Genomic DNA, 22,294 nt, shown 5'->3' on the forward strand with positions numbered 1-22,294 from the left:
ACGGCACCGGCTTTGAGGGCTGTGAAAAACCTGTGGGAGCGGGCGTGCCCGCGAATGGGCTGCAAAGCAGCCCCTGTAACGACTCAATGCCCGACGTAGACGGTCAGGGTCTGGCCTGGCTTGAGGGCGTGGCCGCTGCGTGGGTTCCAGCGCTTGAGGTGCTTCATTTTCACATTGAAGCGCTTGGCCACCAGGTACAGGGAGTCGCCCTTGCGCACCTTGTATTTGGTGGAGCGCTTTCCGGATGCTGCGACCCGGTTGCCGGCGGCGCTCGGTGCACTGCCACCGCGCAGGGCCAGAACCTGGCCAGCGCGCAGTCTGTTGCTGGACAAGCGGTTCCAGCGCTTGATGTCCTTGATCGACACACGGTTGGCCTTGGCGATGACGCTCAGGCTATCGCCACGCTTGACCCGGTAACTGCGTGCCCCCACCGGTGCCTTGGCTTCGGCCACGGCCCGGGCAAACGCTGCTTTCGGCGGTTGCAGGCTGACCAGTTGCTCCGGCTTGAGGTTGGACAGGCTGGCACTGAGCAGCTGCGCCTTGGCGGTGGGCACCAGCAGCTGTTTCGGGCCATCGACGGTCATGCGCTTCTTGAATGCCGGGTTGAGCTGGATCAGCTCATCCTCGTCGATGTTGGCAAAGGCCGCGACCCGGGTAAGGTCCAGGCGGTCTTTGATCGCCACCGCTTCGAAGTACGGTTCGTTGGCGATCGGGGTGAGATTGATACCATAGGCTTCTGGCGTGGACACCACCTGCGACAGCGCCAGCAACTTGGGCACGTAGTCGCGGGTTTCCTTTGGCAGCGGCAGGTTCCAGTAGTCGGTCGGCAGGCCGAGCTTTTCGTTGCGTTCGATGGCTCGGCTGACAGTGCCTTCACCGGCATTGTAGGCCGCCAGGGCCAACAGCCAGTCGCCGTTGAACATGTCGTGCAGGCGGGTCAGGTAATCCAGTGCGGCGTTGGTCGATGCGGTGACATCGCGGCGGCCGTCATAGAAGTTGGTCTGGCGCAGGTTGAAATGACGACCGGTAGCCGGCATGAACTGCCACATGCCGGCAGCGCTGGCGCGTGAGTAGGCCATGGGGTTGTAGGCGCTTTCGATGGCGGGCAGCAGGGCCAGCTCCAGCGGCATGTCGCGTTCTTCAAGACGCTCGACGATGTAGTGCAGGTAGAGGCTGCCACGTTCCCCGGCGCTTTCTATGAAGGACGGGTTGCTGGCGAACCACAAACGCTGCTGCTCGATGCGCGGGTTGACGTCGATGGTGTCCTGCAGGGCGAAGCCCTGGCGCATGCGCTCCCAGACATCCTGCGGCGCCTGCTCGGCCGGCTTGACCAGCAGCGGTGAAGGTTTGTGCTTGATCCGCGCCTGGTAGTTGTGCGCGCGAACGCTATCGGATTCGTCGAGCTGACGGGTGCTCTGACAGCCCACCAGCGTGGCTGCCAGGGCCAGCGCGCTGATTTGAGCCAGACGCGTCAGGGCGGCGGAATGAGAGGTTCTGCGGCTACGGGAAGACATCGGCTGACACAGGTATCCGGGCGAAAAATTTCGGCGATTCTAGAAACCGCTCCGGCCCCGGTCAACCTTAGACCCTCACTTGCGATATATCTTGCGGTTATCAGAAGGTGTCCTTCCAAGACCTCAAGGCAGCAAAAACAGCGACATGCGAGGTGTTTGAATGTCCCTTCCACTCGTCTGCTTTTTGTTTAACTAATGTTTCAGAGGTACGCAGAAAGGGGTTGGTCAGGCGCTCCAGGCCGATCGTCGATGGCAAGCTGATGCGATTTTCGGCGCGCAATCGGGTAACGTCCTCGAACCGTTGCTGAACGTGCGGGTTGGTCGGTTCGACAGCCTTGGCGAAGCGCAGGTTGCTGAGGGTGTATTCATGGGCGCAGTACACTTCTGTCTGCGCTGGCAGGGCCGCCAGGCGGGCGAGGGCGGGCTGCATCTGTTCGGGTGTACCCTCGAACATGCGCCCGCAACCGGCGGCGAACAGGGTGTCGCCACTGAACAGGATGGGCGTCGCTGGCTGGTCGCTGAAGAAGGCGATATGCCCCAGGGTATGGCCGGGTACCGCCAGTACCTGAAACGTCACACCCAGCACGTCCACCCTGTCGCCTTCGTCCAGGGCCAGTTCGCGGCCGGGAATGCGTTCGTTGGCGGGGCCACAGACCCGTGCGCCGGTCAATTGCCTGAGCCGTTCCACACCGCCGACATGGTCATTGTGGTGGTGGGTGACGAGGATGTCGCTCAGCACCCACTCGGGGTTGGCAGCCAGCCAGCGCTCCACCGGGCCGGCATCGCCCGGGTCGACCACCGCGCAACGGCGTTTGGCAGTATCCTGTAACAACCAGATGTAGTTGTCGGAGAAAGCGGGGAGAGCATCGATCTGTATCATGGTGCGGATCCGATTCACCTAGCGTGGCACATGAGGGCATCTTAGCCGCGATGGCGCGGTGGGAGAACCTTCGAGGGAGAGCGCAATGACCGACCAAGCCTTTGCCCAGGCCGACCCGGACTGGGTCGAGCTGATCAGCCTGGCCCGTGAGTGGTTCAACGGCCCACTTGGGCAACTGATGCTCAAGGAGGAGGACAAACTGCTGGAAGAAGAGCTCGGGCGCTTCTTTGGCGGTTATCTCGTCCATTACGGGCCCTGCGCCGAGCCACCGCCCAGAGCCCCCCAGGTACAGCGTAACGTGCGCCTTGGTGCGCCGTTGCCGGGTGTGGAGATTGTCTGCGAGGAGCAGGCCTGGCCGTTGAGCGAGCACGCTGCCGACGTGGTGGTGCTGCAGCATGGCCTGGACTTCTGCCTGTCGCCCCATGGCCTGCTGCGCGAGGCCGCCAGTGCCGTGCGCCCGGGCGGGCACCTGCTGATCGTGGGGATCAACCCGTGGAGCAGCTGGGGTATGCGCCATTTCTTCAGTCACGGTGCTCTGCGCAAGGCGCGCTGCATCTCGCCGTCACGGGTGGGCGACTGGCTCAACCTGCTGGGCTTCGCGCTGGAGAAACGCCGCTTCGGGTGCTATCGTCCGCCGCTTGCCTCACCGGCCTGGCAGCAACGCCTTGAAGGCTGGGAACGACTGGCCTGCGGCTGGCAGGGCTTCGGTGGCGGGGTGTACCTGCTGGTGGCGCGCAAGATGGTGGTGGGCCTGCGGCCATTGCGCCCGGAGCGCCGTGAACCGATGGGCAAGCTGCTGCCGCTGCCGCTGGCCAAGGTCAACCGCACGGCGGCCAACCCTGATACCGAAAAGCACTGAACATGAGTGGTACATGAGCGAAAGCATCGAAATGTTTACCGATGGCGCCTGCAAGGGCAACCCCGGCCCGGGTGGCTGGGGCGTCCTGATGATCTACAAGGGCGTCGAGAAGGAACTGTGGGGTGGTGAACGCGAAACCACCAACAACCGGATGGAGCTGATGGCTGCTATCCAGGGGCTGATGGCGCTGAAACGCGAATGCGAAGTGGTGCTGACCACCGACTCGCAATACGTGATGAAGGGCATCAACGAATGGATGGTCAACTGGAAGAAGCGCGGCTGGAAGACCGCGGCCAAGGAACCGGTGAAGAATGCCGACCTGTGGCAGCAGCTCGATGAGCAGGTCAACCGCCACAAGGTGACCTGGAAGTGGGTGCGCGGCCATATCGGCCACCCCGGTAACGAACGCGCCGACCAACTGGCCAACCGCGGGGTCGATGAGGTGCGCGCCCAGCGTTGAGCTGGGGTACAATCGCGGCCTTTGTAACTGATGCAAGTTGGAGCGCCCGCGTGGAGCAGCAGCAAGATAAACGCTTCGTCATTCTCGATACCGAAACCACGGGTATGCCGGTTGGCGAAGGCCACCGGATCATCGAGATCGGCTGTGTCGAGGTCATCGGCCGGCGTCTGACCGGGCGGCACTTCCACGTCTACCTGCAGCCCGACCGCGAGAGTGACGAGGGCGCGATCAACGTTCACGGCATCACTGATGCTTTCCTGGTCGGCAAGCCACGCTTTGGCGATGTCGCCGAGGAGTTCTTCGAGTTCATTCAGGGCGCCACGCTGGTCATCCACAACGCGGCGTTCGACGTTGGCTTCATCAACAACGAATTCGCCTTGCTGGGCCAGCAGGACCGCGCTGACATTTCGCAGCACTGCACCATTCTGGACACCCTGCTGCTGGCACGTTCGCGCCACCCGGGGCAGCGCAACAGCCTGGATGCGCTGTGCAAACGCTACGACATCGACAACTCAGGCCGAGAGTTGCACGGCGCACTGCTCGACTCGGAACTGCTGGCCGACGTTTACCTGGCCATGACCGGTGGCCAGACCAGCCTGTCGCTGGCTGGCCATGGTGCAGATGCAGAGGATGACGGGCAGGGGGCTGGCGGCAGCGAGATCCGCCGGATTGTCGGGCGTACGCCGGGTCGGGTGATCATGGCCAGCGCCGAGGAACTGGAGGCGCATGCCGAGCGTCTGGCGGCCGTTGCCAAGTCGGCGGGTGGGCCTTCGCTGTGGCAGACCCTGACTGAGACACCAGCCGGCTGATCTTTCGCCCTGCAACAGGAGTGGAGATCGTTGTAGGAGCGGGTTTACCCGCGAATACGGTGGTGGCTGCGGCGGTGAATGGCGGGGGCAGATTGGCCAGCAGGCCCGGCCCTTTCGCGGGTAAACCGCTCCTACGACGCCTGTGTCCAATCACCGACCGGTGTCCACGTAGGGGCGGGTTCACCCGCGAAAGGACCAGTACAGGCAATACAAGGCTCAACTACCCTGAAATGGACGCCATGTCCTTTTGAGGTAGCCGCCTGATGTACAAGGACCTCAAGTTCCCGATCCTCATCGTCCACCGCGCCATCAAGGCCGACAGTGTTGCTGGCGAGCGCGTGCGGGGTATCGCCGAGGAACTGCGCCAGGATGGCTTTGCCATTCTTGCCGCAGCCGACCACGCCGAAGCGCGCCTGGTCGCCGCCACCCACCATGGCCTGGCCTGCATGCTGATTGCCGCCGAAGGCGCTGGCGAGAACACCCACTTGCTGCAGAACATGGCCGAGCTGATCCGCCTGGCCCGTCTGCGCGCACCCAACCTGCCGATCTTTGCCCTGGGCGAGCAGGTGACCTTGGAAAATGCCCCCGCCGAAGCCATGAGCGAGCTCAACCAGCTGCGTGGCATCCTTTACCTGTTCGAAGACACCGTGCCGTTTCTCGCCCGCCAGGTGGCGCGTGCCGCACACACCTACCTCGATGGCTTGCTGCCGCCGTTCTTCAAGGCGCTGGTGCAGCACACCGCGCAGTCCAACTATTCCTGGCACACCCCGGGCCATGGTGGCGGTGTGGCCTATCATAAAAGCCCGGTAGGCCAAGCCTTTCACCAGTTCTTCGGGGAAAACACCCTGCGCTCGGACTTGTCCGTTTCCGTACCGGAGCTGGGTTCGCTGCTTGACCACACAGGCCCACTGGCCGAAGCCGAGGCCAGGGCGGCGCGCAACTTCGGCGCCGACCACACCTTCTTCGTCATCAATGGCACCTCCACGGCCAACAAGATCGTCTGGCACGCCATGGTCGGCCGTGACGACCTGGTACTGGTGGACCGCAACTGCCACAAGTCGGTGGTGCACGCAATCATCATGACGGGGGCCATCCCGCTGTACCTGTGCCCGGAGCGCAACGAACTGGGCATCATCGGCCCGATCCCGCTCAGCGAGTTCAGCCCCGAGGCGATCGCTGCGAAGATCCAGGCCAACCCCCTTGCCCGTGATCGTGGGCGGCGCATCAAGCTGGCGGTCGTGACCAACTCCACCTACGATGGGCTGTGTTACCACGCCGGGCTGATCAAGCAGACCCTGGGTACCAGTGTCGAGGTGCTGCACTTCGACGAGGCCTGGTTCGCCTATGCGGCGTTCCACGACTTCTTCACCGGGCGCTACGCCATGGGCACCGCCTGCGCGGCAGACAGCCCGCTGGTGTTCAGCACCCATTCCACCCACAAACTGCTGGCGGCGTTCAGCCAGGCCTCGATGATTCATGTGCAGGACGGTGCCAGGCGGCAACTGGACCGGGACCGCTTCAACGAAGCGTTCATGATGCACATCTCTACCTCGCCGCAATACAGCATTCTCGCCTCGCTGGATGTGGCGTCGACCATGATGGAAGGGCCGGCCGGGCGCTCGCTGCTGCAGGAGATGTTCGACGAAGCGTTGAGCTTTCGTCGTGCCCTTGCCAACCTGCGGGAGCACATTGCCGCAGAGGACTGGTGGTTCAGCATCTGGCAGCCGCCAAGTGCCGAGGGCATCCCCCGTCTGGTCGCGCAGGACTGGTTGCTGCAGCCAGGGGCGCAATGGCATGGGTTTGGTGAAGTGGTGGCCGATTATGTGCTGCTCGACCCGCTGAAAGTGACCTTGGTAATGCCGGGCCTGAGCGCAGAGGGTGTGCTGGGCGCGCGCGGCATCCCGGCGGCGGTAGTCAGCAAGTTTCTCTGGGAGCGCGGGCTGGTGGTGGAAAAAACGGGCCTGTACAGCTTCCTGGTACTGTTTTCCATGGGCATCACCAAGGGCAAGTGGAGCACCCTGCTCACCGAGCTGCTGGAATTCAAGCGCCACTATGACGGCAACACCCCGCTCAGCAGTTGTCTGCCGAGCGTGGGGGCTGCCGACGCCTTGCGCTACCAGGGCATGGGCCTGCGCGACCTGTGCGACCAGTTACATGATTGCTACCGCGCCAATGCCACGGCCAAGCAGCTGAAGCGGCTGTTCACCCGTTTGCCGGAGGTGGCCGTAAGCCCGGCCCAGGCCTATGACAAGATGGTGCGTGGGGAGGTAGAGGCGGTGCCGATCGAGGCACTGCTGGGGCGTGTGGCAGCGGTGATGCTGGTGCCGTACCCGCCTGGGATCCCGTTGATCATGCCGGGTGAGCGGTTCACCGAGGCGACCCGCTCGATCCTGGACTACCTGGCATTTGCCCGGGCATTCAACCAGGGCTTTCCCGGGTTCGTCGCCGATGTGCACGGCCTGCAGAACGAAGGGGGCCGCTACACCGTGGATTGCATCACGGAATGCGTGTGATCTCGACACCGGAGCGTGCCAGCTCGAAACGGTTTTCACCCAGGTGGTTGACCTTGTCGCCGATGGCCAGGCGGTAGGTGGTGATGGGGGCGCCCAGCGTGCTGCCATCGAGTTGCAGGGTGGACTCCTGGAACTCGTGCACGGGGTAGATGCGGCCTTCGGCGTCACGGGCGTGGAATTGGCCGACCATTACTGCTGCCATTTGGGTGGAAACCTCTGAATTACGTAGGAAATGTATGAAGGCATAGACCGTGAAACAGACTCGGAAGTTTTCGCCTTGCGGAAAAAAAACCAAAGCAACGAGGAGCGGTCATCTATAACTACAACGTCTCTTTACCCCGCAAAGGTTGGAATTGCCATGAGCCAGGTGTATTCGGTAGCAGTCGTCGTCGGTAGCTTGCGCAAGGAGTCCTACAACCGCAAGGTCGCCCGCGCACTTTCGGAGCTGGCGCCGTCCAGTCTTGCCCTGAGGATCGTCGAGATTGGCGACCTGCCGCTGTACAACGAAGATATCGAAGCTGAGGCACCGCCGGAAACCTGGAAGCGTTTTCGCGATGAGATCCGCCGCAGTGATGCGGTGCTGTTCGTCACCCCGGAATACAACCGCTCGGTGCCGGGCTGCCTGAAAAATGCCATCGATGTGGGCTCGCGGCCTTACGGGCAAAGTGCCTGGAGCGGCAAGCCGACGGCGGTGGTGAGTGTGTCGCCGGGGGCAATTGGCGGCTTTGGCGCCAACCATGCGGTGCGCCAGTCGCTGGTGTTTCTCGACATGCCCTGCATGCAGATGCCTGAGGCTTACCTTGGCGGTGCGGCGAGCCTGTTCGAGGATTCGGGCAAGCTCAACGACAAGACGCGACCGTTCTTGCAGGCGTTCGTCGACAGGTTTGCTTCCTGGGTGAAATTGAACAGGGCGGTCTGAACCCCGAATCATGCTGTGCAGCGCCCCCCGTAGGAGCGGGTTTACCCGCGAATGCGTCATTGAATTTGCTGACGCATTTGCGGGTAAACCCGCTCCTACCCGTCAGCGGAAGCTGTACGAAACCCCCGCATATACGCCAAACCCTTCGCCCGGTGTCGAACGGGCATTGTCCTTGCCGGCGTCGTTGTAGGCCGGCGTCACGGTCGCTGCATAGCGCTGGTTGGTCAGGTTGCGCAGGTCCAGCCAGGTCTGCCAGTCCTGCTTCGGTGAGTCCCAGCCAACGCGCGCGCCGAGCAAGGCATATTCATCTGCGTGGTAGCTGTTGGCGTAGTCCACTTGCACCTTCGAGGCCATTTGCGTGTTGACCCCGGCATAGAAGCCGCTCGGCCAGTCATAGCGCAACTCGGCCTGATAGTAGTGCATGGGGATGCCGGGCAGACGGTTGTCGCCAAATGTGTCGTCATCACGGTAGTGGAAGTCGCTGAAGGTGTAGGCCTGGCGCAAGCTCAGCTTGCCAGTGCCCGCGCGTTCCCACAGGGTGCTGTCGAGGCCGGCTTCAACGCCTTGGTGCACGGTAGCGCTGGCGTTGAATTCCGAGGTGAAATTCGGCACTACCTCAACGGCCAGCAGTTCGTGGCGCACTTGCGAGTAATACCAGGCCAGGTCCCAGCGGCCGAGCGCCGAGTCGCCACGGGCGCCCAGCTCCAGAGTGGTGGCTGTCTGGTTCTGCATCTCGATCGGCTGGATCTGCTTGCCGCCTGTGCTGGGCGCGCTCCAGATCAGCGACCACGGGTGTGGCGGCTCTACCGAGCGGCTCAGGTTGCCGTACACCTGCAAGTCCGGGCGGATGTCGTAGCGCAGCCCCAGGCGGGGCGCATAGTCCCAGTCATGCATGCTCACCTTGCCGCCTTCGGCGGGGTAGGTCACGTCACTTTCGCGGCGTGTGTAGATCATGGCCAGGCCGGTGCTCAGCCACAGGTTGGGGACCAGTTCCAGGTCGTTGCCAACATGCAGCACGGTGTCCGAGCCCTGGTAGGTGAAGTCACGGGTGCGCTCGCCGAACACATCGCCATTGCGGGTAAATTGCGAAGCGCCGCTGTTGGGCAGGTGCTTGGTGGTACGCCAACCGACGGTGGTCTTGCTCTCGTGGCCGAACAGTGTGTCGCGGCGGAAATAGTTCAGCGTACCGCTGACATCGGTGTAGGCGACCTTCAGGCGCATGGGGCCCTCGCGCAGGTCCATCGGGTAGTCGTGATAGACCAGGCCGGCTTCCAGGCGCGCCTCGTCGTCGAGGTAGAAGGTGGTCTTGTTGCCCACCCAGGTGCTGCCTGGCTGCGGGCGACTGTCGTCGCGGGCCAGATAGGTCGGGTTGGCTGCACGCGGGTGGTGCTTGATCTGGTCTTTGGTCAGGCGCCCGGGCAGTTCGTTTTCAGTTTCCCGGTAGCGCAGGTAGAAGCGGGTTTCCAGGTTGGGGTTGAAGCGGTAACCGACATTGGCGGCAATGCCCTTGGCGCTGCCACTGCTGTGCGCCTGGTAGCCGTCATATTCCGAATCGGTCAGGGCCACGTAATAGTCGAGATTGCCCAGCACCTGGCCCGAGCTGATGTGCCGGTGCTGGTAGCCGCGGCTGCCGGCCTCGTAGCGCACTTGCAGTGCAGGCGCGTCGTAGCCGGTGTGGGTGACATAGTTGATGGCACCGCCCAAGGCCAGGGCGCCTTGGTCGAAGCCATTGGCGCCACGCAGCACTTCGGCACGGCTCAGCCACAGCGGTTCGAACAATTCGTAAGGTGTGCCGCCCGGGCCGGTCAGCGGCAGGCCGTCGAACATCGTGTAGACACCGGAACCATGCGCCCCCGGCGCACGGTTGAGGCCCGAGCCGCGTATCGACAGCTTGATGCCATCGTTACCTGCCGATTGGGCGAACACCCCTGGCTGGTAGGCCAGCACGTCCTGGTTGCTGGCCACTCGGCCTTGCCCCACGCGCTGCATGTCCACCAGGTTGCTGGCTCCCGGTATTTCACGCAGGCGCTCGCCGGCTGCCGTCAGCTCGTTCTGCTCCTCATCGGTGATCAGCACCCGGCCCAGTTCGACCGCGGATGCCCCTAGGGCGGGCTGGGTGGCAGCCAGTGCCGCCAGCAGGCCGAGGCAGGATGAGAGGGGTAAATCGGAACGCATTGTACGACTCCAGGCGAAAGGCGAATGGACAACGGCGTTGAGACGAGCGAAATGCGGCTTGGAGCACGCAGAAAGTCAGCAAATCGTGCGCATCCTTCGTCATACGGTCTTGTACGAAAGTTCTTTACAAACCACGGCGGTGGAGGCGGGTGGCCTGTGCTTCGTAAGGTGACTGCAGGTAGGCAGCAATGCCCCGCTCAATCACCCGTGGAGTTCAAACATGACTGACAACGCTCGACACTCGCAGCAACCCCTGGCGGACGCCCCGGTTCGCCTGACGCCACGTGAACAGCAAGTGCTGTTGTGGTGTGCTTATGGCAAGAGTTCGTGGGAGATCGGCCAGATCCTTGAATGCAAGGAGTCGACGGTGAATTTTCACGTGTCCAACATCCTGCGCAAATTTGAAGTGCCTACCCGGGTGGCCGCTGTGATCAAGGCCATTCGCTACGGCATGCTGGCCGAGCAGTAAGGGGGTAGCGCATGAGCAACGATCCACGGCTACCGCGCTTTGCCGATTGCCATGATCCGTTCTGGCCACGGGTCGACCTGGGCAGGTTGCGGGAGCACCTGCAACTGCCGCGATCTGTCAGTGAAGCTGCATTGGAAGTGGCCGCGCGTTGCGCTGCCATCGAGGCAGCACGCGAATTTGCCCGCTGGCGGTCAGTACTGCGAGAGCGGGGCTACAAGCGCCTCGAGGATGTGGCCGGTCATGATCATGGGCGGGCCTTGCGGGTGTGCTACATCCGTTTTGTCGAAGCTGCGGTCATGTATAGCCTGGGTTCAACCGCCTGTCTGCCTGTTCCGCGCGGAGGGCAAGTACATGCCTGAGCTATCAGTTTTTGACAACCTGGCCCAGGCATTGGTGGCGTTCCTGGGTGTGGATGGCGATGTCCTGTTCGCCGCGCTGCTGGGAGCACTGTTGGTGAGCGCGGCACGCGATCGATTGATCACCAGTGAGGCCAGGCGCCTGACGCTGGCCAAGAAACTGCTGCTGCTATTCGTGACCGTGGGCGTGGGCCATTTGTTCGAGCCACTGGTTTCGTCATTGGTGCCATTGCTGACCCGGGGCATGGCGGCATTCGTGGCCGCTGTGGTGGTGATCCCCATCAGCCTCAAGGTCATGGTCTGGCTGGATACACTCGACCCGCGCGAGCTCATCCAGCGCTGGCGCCGTCGGGGTTAGCCATTGGCTGCGCCGCCGAGTTCACTCAATTGCTGTTCCAACTGCTGGATGCGCTGCTTGTCCTTGATGAACAGCAGGATGGCCTGGCGATCGCTGTGCGAGAGCGTGCGCAGCCGTTCGAGCATTTCGCACTCCCAGCCCGCATCATCTGGGACGGCGGCGTTGTGCCCGGCCTGACCCAGCAATAGCCAGTCCAGTGAGCATGCATGCTTTTTGGCAGCGTCTATGCAAAGTGAGTAAGGAATGCTTTCGCGAACCTTCCAGCTGCTCAGCGTTTGCGGGCTGACCGACAGCGCGCGCGACAACTCGGCATCAGTTTGTGCGCCAGTGAGAAGTTTAAGGCGCGTGAGCACCGCAGCAAGTCCGTGAGTACTCATAACAAATATCCATGACTGGTTTAATGATATTCCATGGGCTTAAACTACTCGTTATGAATACAGCCCTGCGTTTTAAGGAGCACTTCTGCAATGAGAACTATCAAATTGAAGAATACACCCACAGTTGCAGCCAATACTGACACACAGGCTAGCCTGGGCAATGCTAGCAGGTACTTGCCGTGAGTACTTACAAGCTGGTTTGCCCGCATTGCCATAGCCGGATGCGCATACGTACTAGCGAAGGGCGCCATATTTTCCTGCGAATCGCTTATTTGCAATGCACCACCGAGGCGTGTGGCTGGTCAGTGCGCGCCGAATTCGAAATGACCCATGAACTCTCCCCCAGCGGCATGCCCAACCCGGAAGTGTACCTGCCTTCGGCCAAGGGTGATTTGCGCAAGGCCGCCTTGCCGGGGGCAGGCCAGGGCAGCCCGAGTGAGTGAGGCACCATTGGGCGCAGGTAGCAAAACGTGCAGATAAAAAAACACCCCGCCTAGGCGGGGTGTTTTCTGTTACCGGGGCTGCCGGGGTGATCAACCGATCAGTTGCAGGCCCGCTTGCTGAACCATTTCCAGCAGGGGCTGCGGGTACACACCCAGTACGAAAGCGAGAATGGCGATAGCCAGCAGCATGACGCCGCCGGTGCGCTGTTCCCACTTGAGCGGGGCGTCGTGACGACGCAGGTTCGGCTCGACCAGGTACAGGGTAACCATGACGCGCAGGTAATAGTACACGCCGATGGCGCTACCGATCACCAGCGCACCGACCAACCACCACAGGTGCGATTCGACGCCGGTGGCGATGATGTAGAACTTGCCGATGAAGCCGGCGGTCAGCGGGATACCCGCCAGCGACAGCATCATCACGGTCAGTACCGCTGTCAGGTACGGGCGGCGCCAGAACAGGCCGCGGTACTCGTACAGGGCATCGGCGTCACGGCCGCCGTATGGCGAGGACATCAGGGTGATGACGCCGAAGGCGCCCAGGCTGGTGATCACGTAGGTGACCAGGTATACGCCCATGGCTTCCAGGGCCAGGCCTTTGCTGGCGACCAACGCGATGACCAGGTAACCGAAGTGGGCGATGGACGAGTAACCCAGCAGACGCTTGAGGTTGCTCTGGGTCAGCGCCAGCAGGTTACCAATCAGGATCGAGGCTACGGCAATCACCGCCAGTACGGTGCTGAGCACGCCGCTGCTGGCAGCAGGTGAGAGCATGAACAGGCGTACGACAACGGCGAATACTGCCACCTTGCTGGCGGTTGCCAGGAACGCGGCGACCGGCGCTGGAGCGCCTTCGTACACGTCCGGGGTCCACAGATGGAACGGTACCAGCGACAGCTTGAAGGCCAGGCCGACCAGCATCATGCCAAGGCCCAGTTGGGCCACCAGGCTTGGCATGCTGGTGGTAGCCAGGGCCTTGCCGATCTGGTCGAAGCTCAGGCTGCCAGCGTCGGCGTACAGCAGGGCCATGCCGAACAGCAGGAAAGCCGAGCCTGCGGCCGACAGCACCATGTACTTGATGCCGGCTTCCAGCGATCGCTTGTTGAAGAAGGCATACGCCACCAGGCCGTAGACAGGTACCGACAGCAGTTCCAGGCCGATGAACAGGCCGGCCAGGTGGTTGGCGCTGACCAGCACCAGCCCACCGAGGGCCGACATCAGCAGCAACAGGTACAGTTCTTCACGGTTGCCCGGGAAACCCTTGGAGCCCTCGCCGAGGTAGGCGTGGGCGAGGGTGACGCAGGCCAGCGTCGCTATGAGGATGATCGCCATGTACAGGCAGGCGAACTTGTCGATGGTGATCAGCGAGGTGACCGCCAGCGGCGCGACCTTCAGCGCCGGCAGGAGCGACAGCAGGGCCAGGTTCAGGCCCACGGTGGACAGCAGGAAGGTCTGCGAGTGGTTGCGCTTCCAGGCGATCGCCAGCATCACCACCACCGTGGTGATGGTGGTGATCAGCATCGGCGCCAATGCGATGAAGTGTTGAGTGGTGAATTCCATAGCGCTCTTACCGGGCCGAAGCGAGTTGAGTGAAAGCGGATCCGAGCCACTGCTGCACACCACTCATGGTGGCGGCAGAGGTGTCGAGGAACGGCTGCGGATACACGCCCAGCAGGATCAGCAATACCGCCAGACCCAGAACCATGATCAGTTCGCGACTGTCCATGCCGGCCAGCACGGTGTCGGCCTTGGCCGGGCCGAAGTAGGCACGGTGGATCATGATCAGCGAGTAGACAGAACCGAACACCAGGCCAGTGGTGGCGATCACGGTGATCCACGGTACGTGCACGAAGCTGCCGATCAGGATCAGGAACTCGCCGACGAAGTTGCCGGTGCCTGGCAAGCCCAGCGATGCCGCTGCGAAGAACAGGCTGATGGCCGGCAGGTAGGCGATGCGGTGCCACAGGCCACCCATCTGACGCATGTCACGGGTGTGCAGGCGCTCGTACAGTTGGCCGGACAGGATGAACAGCGCCGCAGCCGACAGGCCGTGGGCCAGCATCTGGATCACCGCACCTTGCAGGGCTTGTTGGCTGCCGGAGTAGATACCGATCAGCACGAAGCCCATGTGCGAGACGCTGGAGAAGGCGATCAGGCGCTTGATGTCGGTTTGTGCGAAGGCCAGGAAGGCACCGTAGAAGATACCGATCAGGCCCAGGGTCATGGCGATCGGCGCGAACTCGGCCGAGGCGTTCGGGAACAGCGGCAGGGCGAAGCGCAGCAGGCCGTAGGCCGCAGTCTTCAGCAAGATACCCGCCAGGTCCACCGAGCCTGCAGTCGGTGCCTGGGCGTGAGCGTCAGGCAGCCAGGAGTGGAACGGCACCACCGGCAGCTTCACCGCGAAGGCGATGAAGAAGCCCAGCATCAGCACGTATTCGATACCGGCTGGCAACTCGGCCTTGAGCAGGTCGCTGTAGTTGAAGGTGAGCACGCCAGTGGTGTTGTAGTTGACCAGCACCAGGCCCAGGATCGCCACCAGCATGATCAGGCCGCTGGCCTGGGTGAAGATGAAGAACTTGGTCGCCGCGTAGATCCGGGTCTTCTTGCCATCTGCCGAGCTGTGACCCCAGAGCGCGATGAGGAAGTACATCGGCACCAGCATCATTTCCCAGAAGAAGAAGAACAGGAACAGGTCCAGGGCCAGGAACACACCGACCACGCCACCGAGGATCCACATCAGGTTGAGGTGGAAGAAGCCGACGTGGCGCTGGATCTCTTTCCAGGAACACAGCACCGACAGCACACCGAGCAGGCCGGTGAGCAGGATCATCAGCAGCGACAGGCCGTCAAGGGCCAGGTGGATGCTGATGCCGAAGCGCTGGATCCACTGGAGCTTGTATTCCAGGGCCCAGGCCGGTTCGGCGCCCGGGGCTGGAGCGAGGGTGTAGTCACCGGTACCCCACAGCCACAGGCCGATGCCAAGCAGCAGGGACATGGTCAGCAGCGCGATCCAGCGCGGCAGGGTGGCGCCGAAGCGCTCACCCAGCCAGCACAGGAAGCCGCCGATGAAGGGGATCAGGATCAGCCAAGGCAAAATCATGACGGGTTGGTTTCCTTTGGCAAAGTCGCAAGATTCATAGTCATACCGCAGCCACTACCACGGCACCGAGCACCAGCACGGCACCCACGGCGATAGAGGCGGTGTACCAGCGCAGTTGGCCAGTCTCGGTCTTGCTCATGGCCACGTGGCCGCCACGCGCCATCCGAGGAATCAGGCCGATGGTGCGGTCAACCGGGTCCTTGCGCAGGATGTGGCTGATCAGCAGGTACGGTTTGACGAAAAGCTTGTCGTAGATCCAGTCGAAGCCCCAGGCAGCGAACCACCAGGCCGACAGGACGCGACCGATGCCACTGTTGGCTACGGCGCTGACGAAGTGGCGCTTGCCCAGGAACAGCAGGGCGGCCAGCAGGATACCGGCGATGGCGATGGCACCCGAGGTGATCTCCAGCGCGTGCTTGGCTTCGCCACCGGCATGGCCGGCGCTTTCCGGCAGCACACCGGCCAGCGGCGGGGTGATCCAGGCGCCGACGAAGGTCGACAGCACGATCAGCACGCCCAGCGGCAGCCAGTGGCTGATACCGTGGCCAGCGTGGGCTTCGGTCTTGGCTTCGCCGTGGAAGGCGATGAAGATCAGACGGAAGGTGTACAGCGAGGTCATGAACGCGCCTACCAGGCCGGCATACAGCAGGCCGGTGTTGCCGCTGGCGAAGGCTTCCCAGAGGATCTCGTCCTTGGAGTAGAAGCCTACGGTCACGATCGGCAGGGCCGCCAGTGCCGCGCCACCGACCACGAAGCTGGCGTAGGCCAGCGGCAGTTTCTTCCACAGGCCGCCCATCTTGAAGATGTTCTGCTCGTGGTGGCAGGCAACGATCACCGCGCCGGAGGCAAGGAACAGCAGTGCCTTGAAGAAGGCGTGGGTCATCAGGTGGAAGATCGCCGCGTCCCAGGCACCCACGCCCAGGGCCAGGAACATGTAGCCGATCTGGCTCATGGTCGAGTAGGCGAGGATACGCTTGATGTCGGTCTGAACCAGCGCGGCGAAGCCGGCCAGTACCAGGGTCACGCCACCGACTACACCTACCAGGTGCAGGATGTCTGGCGCCAGCAGGAACAGGCCGTTGGTACGGGCGATCAGGTATACGCCCGCGGTCACCATGGTTGCGGCGTGGATCAGTGCCGAAACCGGGGTCGGGCCCGCCATCGCGTCGGCCAGCCAGGTCTGCAGTGGCAGCTGCGCCGATTTACCCACTGCACCACCCAGCAGCATCAGCGTCGCCAGCACCATCCAGGTGTCGCCAGCCTGGAACTTCTGCGGTGCCAGCACCAGCAGTTCCTGCACGTTCAGGGTGCCCAGCTGGGCGAACAGGATGAACAGGCCGATGGCCATGAACACGTCGCCGATGCGGGTGACGATGAATGCCTTGAGTGCCGCGTTACCGTTGTTGCGGTTGCTGTAGTAGAAACCGATCAACAGGTACGAGCACAGGCCCACGCCTTCCCAGCCGAAGTAGATGAACAGCAGGTTATCGCCGAGGATCAGGAACAGCATGCTGGCGATGAACAGGTTGGTGTACGAGAAGAAGCGCGAGTAGCCGGCTTCGCCACGCATGTACCAGGACGCGAACAGGTGGATCAGGAAGCCGACACCGGTCACCACGCCGAGCATGGTGACCGACAGGCCGTCCAGGTACAGGGTGAAGTTCGGCGCGAAGCCGTCCACCGACATCCATTGCCACAGCAGTTGGCTGTACGCGCCGCCTTCAGGCGGGGCGACATTGAACTGCCAGATGACGTAGGCGGCCGTGGCGGCCGACAGGCCTACCGAACCGACGCCGATCAGGGCGGACAGGTTCTCCGAGAACCGTCCGCGCGAGAACGACAGCAGCAGGAAGCCGATGAGGGGAAAGACGAAAGTCAGGAAGAGAAGGTTCATCCGCGCATCTCACTGGCAGCATCGATGTCGAGAGTGTGGAAGCGGCGATACAGCTGCAGCAGGATGGCCAGGCCAATGCTGGCCTCGGCGGCTGCCAGGCTGATCACCAGAATGAACATCACCTGGCCGTCGGGCTGGACCCAACGGGCACCGGCGACGACGAACGCCAGGGCAGAGGCGTTCATCATGACTTCCAGGCTCATGAGCACGAAGAGGATGTTGCGGCGGACCATCAGGCCAACCAGACCTAAGCAGAACAGGATGCCGGCGACCGCCAGACCATGCTCGAGAGGGATAGCACCCATGATTTACTCCTTCGCCTCGTTGCGGCCCAGGTGGAAGGCGGTGACGGCCGCAGCCAGCAGCAGCATCGACGCCAGTTCGACCACCAGCAGGTAAGGGCCGAAGAGGCTGATGCCCACTGCTTTCGGGCCCACGGTGGTACCGCTGATGCCTGCGCCGCTCGGGGTGACGAACAGGACGTACAGCAGCTCCAGCAGCAGCAGGGTGCCGAGGATCACAGGCCCTGCCCAGATACCGGGCTTGAGCCATCCCCGTTCCTGGGCGACCGAAGCCGGCCCGAGGTTGAGCATCATCACCACGAACACGAACAGCACCATGATGGCGCCGGCGTAGGCGATCACTTCCAGGGCGCCGGCAAACGGCGCACCCAGGGCGAAGAAGATCATGGCCACGGAAATCAGCGAAATGATCAGGTAAAGCAAGGCGTGCACGGGGTTGGTGCCAGTTACCACCCGAAGGGTGGAGACCACGGCGATCCCGGATGCGAAGTAGAAAGCGAATTCCATCTTTCTGTCCTTATGGGAGCAAGCTCTTCACGTTGATCGGCTCGGCTTCGTTCTGTGCAGAGCCCTTCGGCTTGCCAGCGATTGCCATACCCGCAACACGGTAGAAGTTGTAGTCAGGGTTCTTGCCGGGGCCGGAGATCAGCAGATCTTCTTTCTCGTACACCAGATCCTGACGCTTGAACTCGGCCATTTCGAAATCCGGAGTCAGCTGGATCGCGGTGGTCGGGCACGCTTCTTCACACAGGCCGCAGAAAATGCAACGCGAGAAGTTGATGCGGAAGAATTCCGGGTACCAGCGGCCGTCCTCTGTCTCGGCCTTCTGCAGCGAAATGCAGCCAACCGGGCAGGCCACCGCGCAGAGGTTGCACGCTACGCAGCGCTCCTCGCCATCGGGGTCGCGGGTGAGGACGATGCGGCCGCGGTAGCGCGGCGGCAGGTACACGGGTTCTTCGGGGTACTGCAGGGTGTCGCGCTTGCGGAACCCGTGGGAGAACACCATTGCCAGGCTGCGCAGCTGGGTGCCGGTGCCCTTAACGATGTCGCCGATATACTTGAACATGGGTCAAATCCTCACTGGGCCGCGACGGCTGGCGTGTTGTAGAGCACGATCGCAGCGGTCACCAGCAAATTGATCAGGGTCAGCGGCAGGCAGAACTTCCAGCTGAAGTCCATCACCTGGTCATAGCGTGGGCGCGGGATCGAGGCGCGCAGCAGGATGAACAGCATGATGAAGAACGCGGTCTTCAGTGCGAACCACAGGAACGACAGTTGCGGCAGGATGCCGAACGGACCGTGCCAGCCGCCGAAGAACAGGGTTACCAGCAGCGCCGAGATGAGGATGATGCCGATGTACTCACCGACGAAGAACATGCCCCACTTCATGCCGGCATACTCGATGTGGTAGCCGTCGGCCAGTTCCTGTTCTGCTTCCGGCTGGTCGAACGGGTGACGGTGAGTCACGGCGACGCCAGCGATGAAGAAGGTGCAGAAGCCGAAGAACTGCGGAATGATGAACCACAGGTTCTGCGCCTGGTACTCAACGATGTCGCGCATGTTGAACGAGCCCACCTGCACCACCACGCCCATCAGCGCCAGGCCCAGGAACACTTCGTACGACACGGTCTGTGCCGAAGCACGCAAGCTGCCCAGCAGGGCGTACTTGTTGTTCGACGACCAGCCGGCGAACAACACCGCGTAGACCGACAGACCGGCCATGGCGAAGAAGAACAGCAGGCCGATGTTCAGGTCGGCAACGCCCCAGGTCGGGGTGATCGGGATGACCACAAAGGCGATCAGCAGGGCGCTCATGGCCACTACCGGTGCCAGGGTGAAGATCATGCGGTCGACGAAGGGCGGGTTCCAGTCTTCCTTGAAGAACATCTTCAGCATGTCGGCAGCGATCTGGAACATGCCGAACGGGCCGACGCGGTTCGGACCGTAACGGTCCTGCCACCAGCCCAGCAGGCGCCGCTCGACGAAGCTGAGCAGCGCGCCGCAGACCACCACCGCCAGCAGGACCACGATGGCCCGCAGCACGGTCAGGATCACATCGATCACTTCGGGGGTGAACCAGCTCATTGTGCTGCCTCCTGCAGACCTTCGACGGATGCACCGAAGATGGCAGGCGGAATGCCAGCCAGGCCTTTCGGCAACGCGACCAGGCCAGCGCCCAGCTCTTCATTGATACGCAGCGGCAGGCGCAGGGCCACACCGGCAACGTTCAGGCTCAGCAGGGCGCCTTCGTTGACGCCCAGGCGGTCGGCTTCGGACTTGGCCAGGGCCACGTAGGCAGCCGGGATGCGCTCTTGAACCGGAGCGGCGCGCGAGGAGCTTTCTTCGCTGCCGAACAGGTGGAAGAACGGCACGGCAGTCCAGGTGCCACGGGCCGGGTTGAAGGCCCCCGGAATGGTGTTGAACCAGTTCAGGCGGTCGCCTTGCGACTCGATCAGGCGTACGCCTGGATCACCGGCACGCAGGTGGCCACCGACCTCGTCCTGGAACTTGTTCCAGGCTTGTGGGGAGTTCCAGCCCGGCGACCAGGCGAACGGCACCTGCTGGCGCGGTTCGGCCGAACCCGAGTAGCCTTCCATGGAGAAGGCGAACGCGGTGTCCTTGTCTTGCGGCGTGCGCGGCTCGTGCACACTGATGTTGGCGCGCATGGCAGTACGGCCGGAGTAACGCAGCGGCTCTCGTGCCAGTTTCATGCCCTTGATGCGGAACGCGGCGCTTGGCGCGGCGTTGACGATGCCGGCCAGTTGCGGGGCGGCTTCGGCGCAGGCGCTGGTGACATGGTCCAGCTGGGTCCAGTCAACCGGCTTGTTCAGCAAGGTGGCACGCAGGGCGTGCATCCAGCGCCAGCCTTCGTGGATCTGGATGCTGCTGTCCAGGTACTGCGGGTCGAACACCTGGAAGAAGCGCTGGGCACGGCCTTCCTGGCTGACCAGGGTACCGTCGCCTTCGGCGAACGAGGCGGCCGGCAGCACCAGGTGGGCGCGGTCGACGGTGGCGGTTTTGGAGTGGTCGGCAACGATCACCACCTTGGCTGCAGCCAGGGCTGCGTCGACCTTGGCGGCCGGTACGCGGGCGTAGAGGTCGTTTTCCAGCACGACGATGGCGTCGGCTTTGCCGCTGATGACCGCGTCCAGGGCGGCATCGACCGACTCGCCACCGAGCATGGCCAGGCCGAGGCTGTTGGCCTCAGGCACCACCAGGCTCAGCGAGCCGTTCTTCTCGCGCAGCTTCAGGGCCTTGGCGATGTTGGCAGCGGCTTCGATCAGCGCCGGGTCGGCCAGCGAAGTACCGGCTACGACCAGTGGGCGCTTGGCGGCGACCAGGGCGTCGGCGATACGCTGGGCCAGGGCCTTGGCTTCGGCGTCCAGGCCTTCGACGGCAGGGGCGCTTGGGTCGATGGCGTGGGCCACGGCGAAACCGATGCGGGCCAGGTCGGCCGGGGCGGCGTGCACGCACTCTTCGGCGACGTCGTCCAGCTTGGTTTCAGCCAGGGACGCGATGAACAGCGGGTACAGCGCGTGCTGGCCAATGTTCTTAACGGCAGCGTCAAGCCACGGCTGCACTTTCATGGCTTCGGCCATGGCCTCGGCCTTGCCTTTGGTGGCCTGGCGCACGGCCAGGGCAACGCGGGCAGCGGTTTGGGTCAGGTCTTCACCGAGCACGAACACGGCGTCGTGGTCTTCGATGTCGCGCAGGGTCGGCACGGGCAGCGGGCTGTTGTTCAGCACGTTCAGCGCCAGGCGCACGCGGGCCAGCTCGCCGGCTTCCATGCCCGAGTAGAAGTGTTCGGTGCCGACCAGTTCACGCAACCCGTAGTTGCTTTCGAGGCTGGCGCGTGGCGAGCCGATACCGACGATGGTACGGCCGCGCAGCAGGTCGGCGGCCTTGTCCAGGGCGGCGTCCAGGCCCAGCTTGGTGCCGTCGGCCAGTTGTGGCTGGCGTGGGCGGTCCTTGCGGTTGACGTAGCCGTAGCCGAAGCGGCCGCGGTCGCACAGGAAGTACTGGTTGACCGAACCGTTGAAGCGGTTTTCGATACGGCGCAGTTCGCCGTAGCGCTCACCCGGGCTGATGTTGCAACCGCTGGAGCAGCCGTGGCAGATGCTTGGGGCGAACTGCATGTCCCACTTGCGGTTGTAGCGCTCGGAGTGGGTCTTGTCGGTGAATACGCCGGTCGGGCAGACCTCGGTCAGGTTGCCGGAGAACTCGCTTTCCAGCACGCCGTCTTCGACGCGGCCGAAGTACACGTTGTCGTGGGCGCCGTATACGCCCAGGTCGGTACCACCGGCGTAGTCCTTGTAGTAGCGCACGCAGCGGTAGCAGGCGATGCAGCGGTTCATCTCATGGGCGATGAACGGGCCGAGGTCCTGGTTCTGGTGGGTACGCTTGGTGAAACGGTAACGGCGCTCGTTGTGGCCGGTCATTACCGTCATGTCCTGCAGGTGGCAGTGACCGCCTTCCTCGCACACCGGGCAGTCGTGCGGGTGGTTGGTCATCAGCCATTCGACGACGCTGGCGCGGAACGCCTTCGACTCTTCGTCGTCGATGGAGATCCAGGTGCCGTCGGAAGCAGGGGTCATGCAGGACATGACGATACGACCACGGGTGTCGTTCTCGTCGGTGTACTGCTTGACTGCGCACTGCCGGCAGGCACCAACGCTACCAAGCGCCGGGTGCCAGCAGAAATAAGGGATGTCGAGGCCGAGCGACAGACATGCCTGTAACAGGTTGTCTGCACCGTTGACTTCGAGCGCTTTGCCGTCTACGTGGATAGTGGCCATTGTTCAAAGTTCTTCGTTGGCCCGCGTGAGCGGGCGTGGCTAATGGAAATCGGTGAGCTTGCGACACGCC

22 protein-coding genes are annotated in these 22,294 nt (G+C 63.0%); 9 read left to right on the forward strand and 13 right to left on the reverse strand.

Annotated elements, in window-relative coordinates; all coding sequences use genetic code 11:
• Positions 1–83 precede the first annotated feature (83 nt).
• Positions 84–1,514, reverse strand: coding sequence for a lytic transglycosylase domain-containing protein (locus tag ACF8GF_RS01885; RefSeq protein WP_176682201.1), 1,431 nt, complete (start codon positions 1,512–1,514; stop codon positions 84–86).
• Positions 1,515–1,614: 100 nt separating this feature from the next.
• Complete coding sequence (gene gloB, locus ACF8GF_RS01890) at positions 1,615–2,394, reverse strand: hydroxyacylglutathione hydrolase (protein WP_176682202.1); 780 nt, start codon at positions 2,392–2,394, stop codon at positions 1,615–1,617.
• Between the two features lie 85 nt (positions 2,395–2,479).
• Here gloB and ACF8GF_RS01895 point away from each other — a divergent pair, with 85 nt between their 5' ends.
• From ACF8GF_RS01895 to ACF8GF_RS01910, 4 genes are all read left to right on the forward strand, one after another.
• Positions 2,480–3,253 carry a class I SAM-dependent methyltransferase gene (locus tag ACF8GF_RS01895; protein WP_176682203.1) on the forward strand — a complete coding sequence of 258 codons (774 nt, stop codon included), beginning with the start codon at positions 2,480–2,482 and terminating at the stop codon, positions 3,251–3,253.
• A gap of 13 nt (positions 3,254–3,266) precedes the next feature.
• The gene (gene rnhA, locus ACF8GF_RS01900) at positions 3,267–3,713 is read left to right on the forward strand and encodes a ribonuclease HI (RefSeq protein WP_176682204.1); all 447 of its coding nucleotides are present in this window, start codon (positions 3,267–3,269) and stop codon (positions 3,711–3,713) included.
• A 50-nt stretch (positions 3,714–3,763) separates the two neighbouring features.
• Positions 3,764–4,522 (forward strand): DNA polymerase III subunit epsilon, encoded by a 759-nt coding sequence (gene dnaQ / locus ACF8GF_RS01905; RefSeq protein WP_176682205.1) that lies wholly within the window; start codon positions 3,764–3,766, stop codon positions 4,520–4,522.
• Between the two features lie 263 nt (positions 4,523–4,785).
• On the forward strand, positions 4,786–7,035 hold the full coding sequence (locus tag ACF8GF_RS01910) for an Orn/Lys/Arg decarboxylase N-terminal domain-containing protein (RefSeq protein ID WP_392488430.1): 2,250 nt from the start codon (positions 4,786–4,788) through the stop codon (positions 7,033–7,035).
• On the opposite strand, the gene ACF8GF_RS01915 is transcribed toward ACF8GF_RS01910, so the two are convergent.
• Complete coding sequence (locus ACF8GF_RS01915; protein WP_010954911.1) at positions 7,019–7,237, reverse strand: hypothetical protein; 219 nt, start codon at positions 7,235–7,237, stop codon at positions 7,019–7,021. The genes ACF8GF_RS01910 and ACF8GF_RS01915 overlap by 17 nt on opposite strands.
• A 156-nt stretch (positions 7,238–7,393) precedes the next feature.
• Between ACF8GF_RS01915 and chrR the strand changes: the two genes are divergently transcribed.
• Positions 7,394–7,954 (forward strand): class I chromate reductase ChrR, encoded by a 561-nt coding sequence (gene chrR / locus ACF8GF_RS01920; protein ID WP_176682207.1) that lies wholly within the window; start codon positions 7,394–7,396, stop codon positions 7,952–7,954.
• A 102-nt stretch (positions 7,955–8,056) separates the two neighbouring features.
• Here the strand turns inward: chrR and ACF8GF_RS01925 are convergent, their stop codons facing one another.
• Positions 8,057–10,129, reverse strand: a complete 2,073-nt coding sequence (locus ACF8GF_RS01925; RefSeq protein ID WP_392488431.1) for a TonB-dependent receptor family protein — start codon at positions 10,127–10,129, stop codon at positions 8,057–8,059.
• Positions 10,130–10,349: 220 nt separating this feature from the next.
• Between ACF8GF_RS01925 and ACF8GF_RS01930 the strand changes: the two genes are divergently transcribed.
• Genes ACF8GF_RS01930 through ACF8GF_RS01940 form a run of 3 tightly spaced genes read left to right on the forward strand, consistent with a single transcriptional unit; the run spans position 10,350 to position 11,312 of the window.
• Positions 10,350–10,598, forward strand: coding sequence for a helix-turn-helix domain-containing protein (locus ACF8GF_RS01930; protein ID WP_003251454.1), 249 nt, complete (start codon positions 10,350–10,352; stop codon positions 10,596–10,598).
• Between the two features lie 11 nt (positions 10,599–10,609).
• Entirely contained in the window at positions 10,610–10,957 is a 348-nt protein-coding gene (locus ACF8GF_RS01935; protein ID WP_060489089.1) for a head completion/stabilization protein, read from the forward strand.
• Positions 10,950–11,312, forward strand: a complete 363-nt coding sequence (locus tag ACF8GF_RS01940; RefSeq protein ID WP_010954908.1) for a hypothetical protein — start codon at positions 10,950–10,952, stop codon at positions 11,310–11,312. The genes ACF8GF_RS01935 and ACF8GF_RS01940 overlap by 8 nt, the downstream gene beginning before the upstream one ends.
• On the opposite strand, the gene ACF8GF_RS01945 is transcribed toward ACF8GF_RS01940, so the two are convergent.
• Positions 11,309–11,689, reverse strand: a complete 381-nt coding sequence (locus ACF8GF_RS01945) for a helix-turn-helix domain-containing protein (RefSeq protein ID WP_176682209.1) — start codon at positions 11,687–11,689, stop codon at positions 11,309–11,311. The genes ACF8GF_RS01940 and ACF8GF_RS01945 overlap by 4 nt on opposite strands.
• A 179-nt stretch (positions 11,690–11,868) precedes the next feature.
• On the opposite strand from ACF8GF_RS01945, the gene ACF8GF_RS01950 reads away from it, so the two are divergent.
• Entirely contained in the window at positions 11,869–12,132 is a 264-nt protein-coding gene (locus ACF8GF_RS01950; protein ID WP_392460876.1) for an ogr/Delta-like zinc finger family protein, read from the forward strand.
• 90 nt (positions 12,133–12,222) lie between these two features.
• Here the strand turns inward: ACF8GF_RS01950 and nuoN are convergent, their stop codons facing one another.
• From nuoN to nuoG, 8 genes are read right to left on the reverse strand one after another with little or no spacing between them, the layout of a single operon-like run.
• Entirely contained in the window at positions 12,223–13,692 is a 1,470-nt protein-coding gene (gene nuoN, locus ACF8GF_RS01955) for an NADH-quinone oxidoreductase subunit NuoN (protein ID WP_014861246.1), read from the reverse strand.
• A 7-nt stretch (positions 13,693–13,699) separates the two neighbouring features.
• Positions 13,700–15,232, reverse strand: coding sequence for an NADH-quinone oxidoreductase subunit M (gene nuoM, locus ACF8GF_RS01960; RefSeq protein WP_176682211.1), 1,533 nt, complete (start codon positions 15,230–15,232; stop codon positions 13,700–13,702).
• Between the two features lie 40 nt (positions 15,233–15,272).
• Complete coding sequence (gene nuoL, locus ACF8GF_RS01965; protein WP_176682212.1) at positions 15,273–17,126, reverse strand: NADH-quinone oxidoreductase subunit L; 1,854 nt, start codon at positions 17,124–17,126, stop codon at positions 15,273–15,275.
• Entirely contained in the window at positions 17,123–17,431 is a 309-nt protein-coding gene (nuoK, locus tag ACF8GF_RS01970; RefSeq protein WP_003251446.1) for an NADH-quinone oxidoreductase subunit NuoK, read from the reverse strand. The genes nuoL and nuoK overlap by 4 nt, the downstream gene beginning before the upstream one ends.
• 3 nt (positions 17,432–17,434) lie before the next feature.
• Positions 17,435–17,935 carry an NADH-quinone oxidoreductase subunit J gene (nuoJ, locus tag ACF8GF_RS01975; RefSeq protein WP_176682213.1) on the reverse strand — a complete coding sequence of 167 codons (501 nt, stop codon included), beginning with the start codon at positions 17,933–17,935 and terminating at the stop codon, positions 17,435–17,437.
• Between the two features lie 10 nt (positions 17,936–17,945).
• Positions 17,946–18,494, reverse strand: coding sequence for an NADH-quinone oxidoreductase subunit NuoI (gene nuoI / locus ACF8GF_RS01980; protein WP_003251442.1), 549 nt, complete (start codon positions 18,492–18,494; stop codon positions 17,946–17,948).
• Between the two features lie 11 nt (positions 18,495–18,505).
• Entirely contained in the window at positions 18,506–19,513 is a 1,008-nt protein-coding gene (gene nuoH / locus ACF8GF_RS01985) for an NADH-quinone oxidoreductase subunit NuoH (RefSeq protein ID WP_051098956.1), read from the reverse strand.
• A complete protein-coding gene (gene nuoG / locus ACF8GF_RS01990) occupies positions 19,510–22,224 on the reverse strand; it encodes an NADH-quinone oxidoreductase subunit NuoG (protein ID WP_209967160.1) in 2,715 nt (904 codons plus the stop codon). The genes nuoH and nuoG overlap by 4 nt, the downstream gene beginning before the upstream one ends.
• Positions 22,225–22,294 lie beyond the last annotated feature (70 nt).

Source organism: Pseudomonas sp. yb_5 (assembly GCF_043103865.1).
GTDB classification, from domain to species: domain Bacteria; phylum Pseudomonadota; class Gammaproteobacteria; order Pseudomonadales; family Pseudomonadaceae; genus Aquipseudomonas; species Aquipseudomonas putida_Y.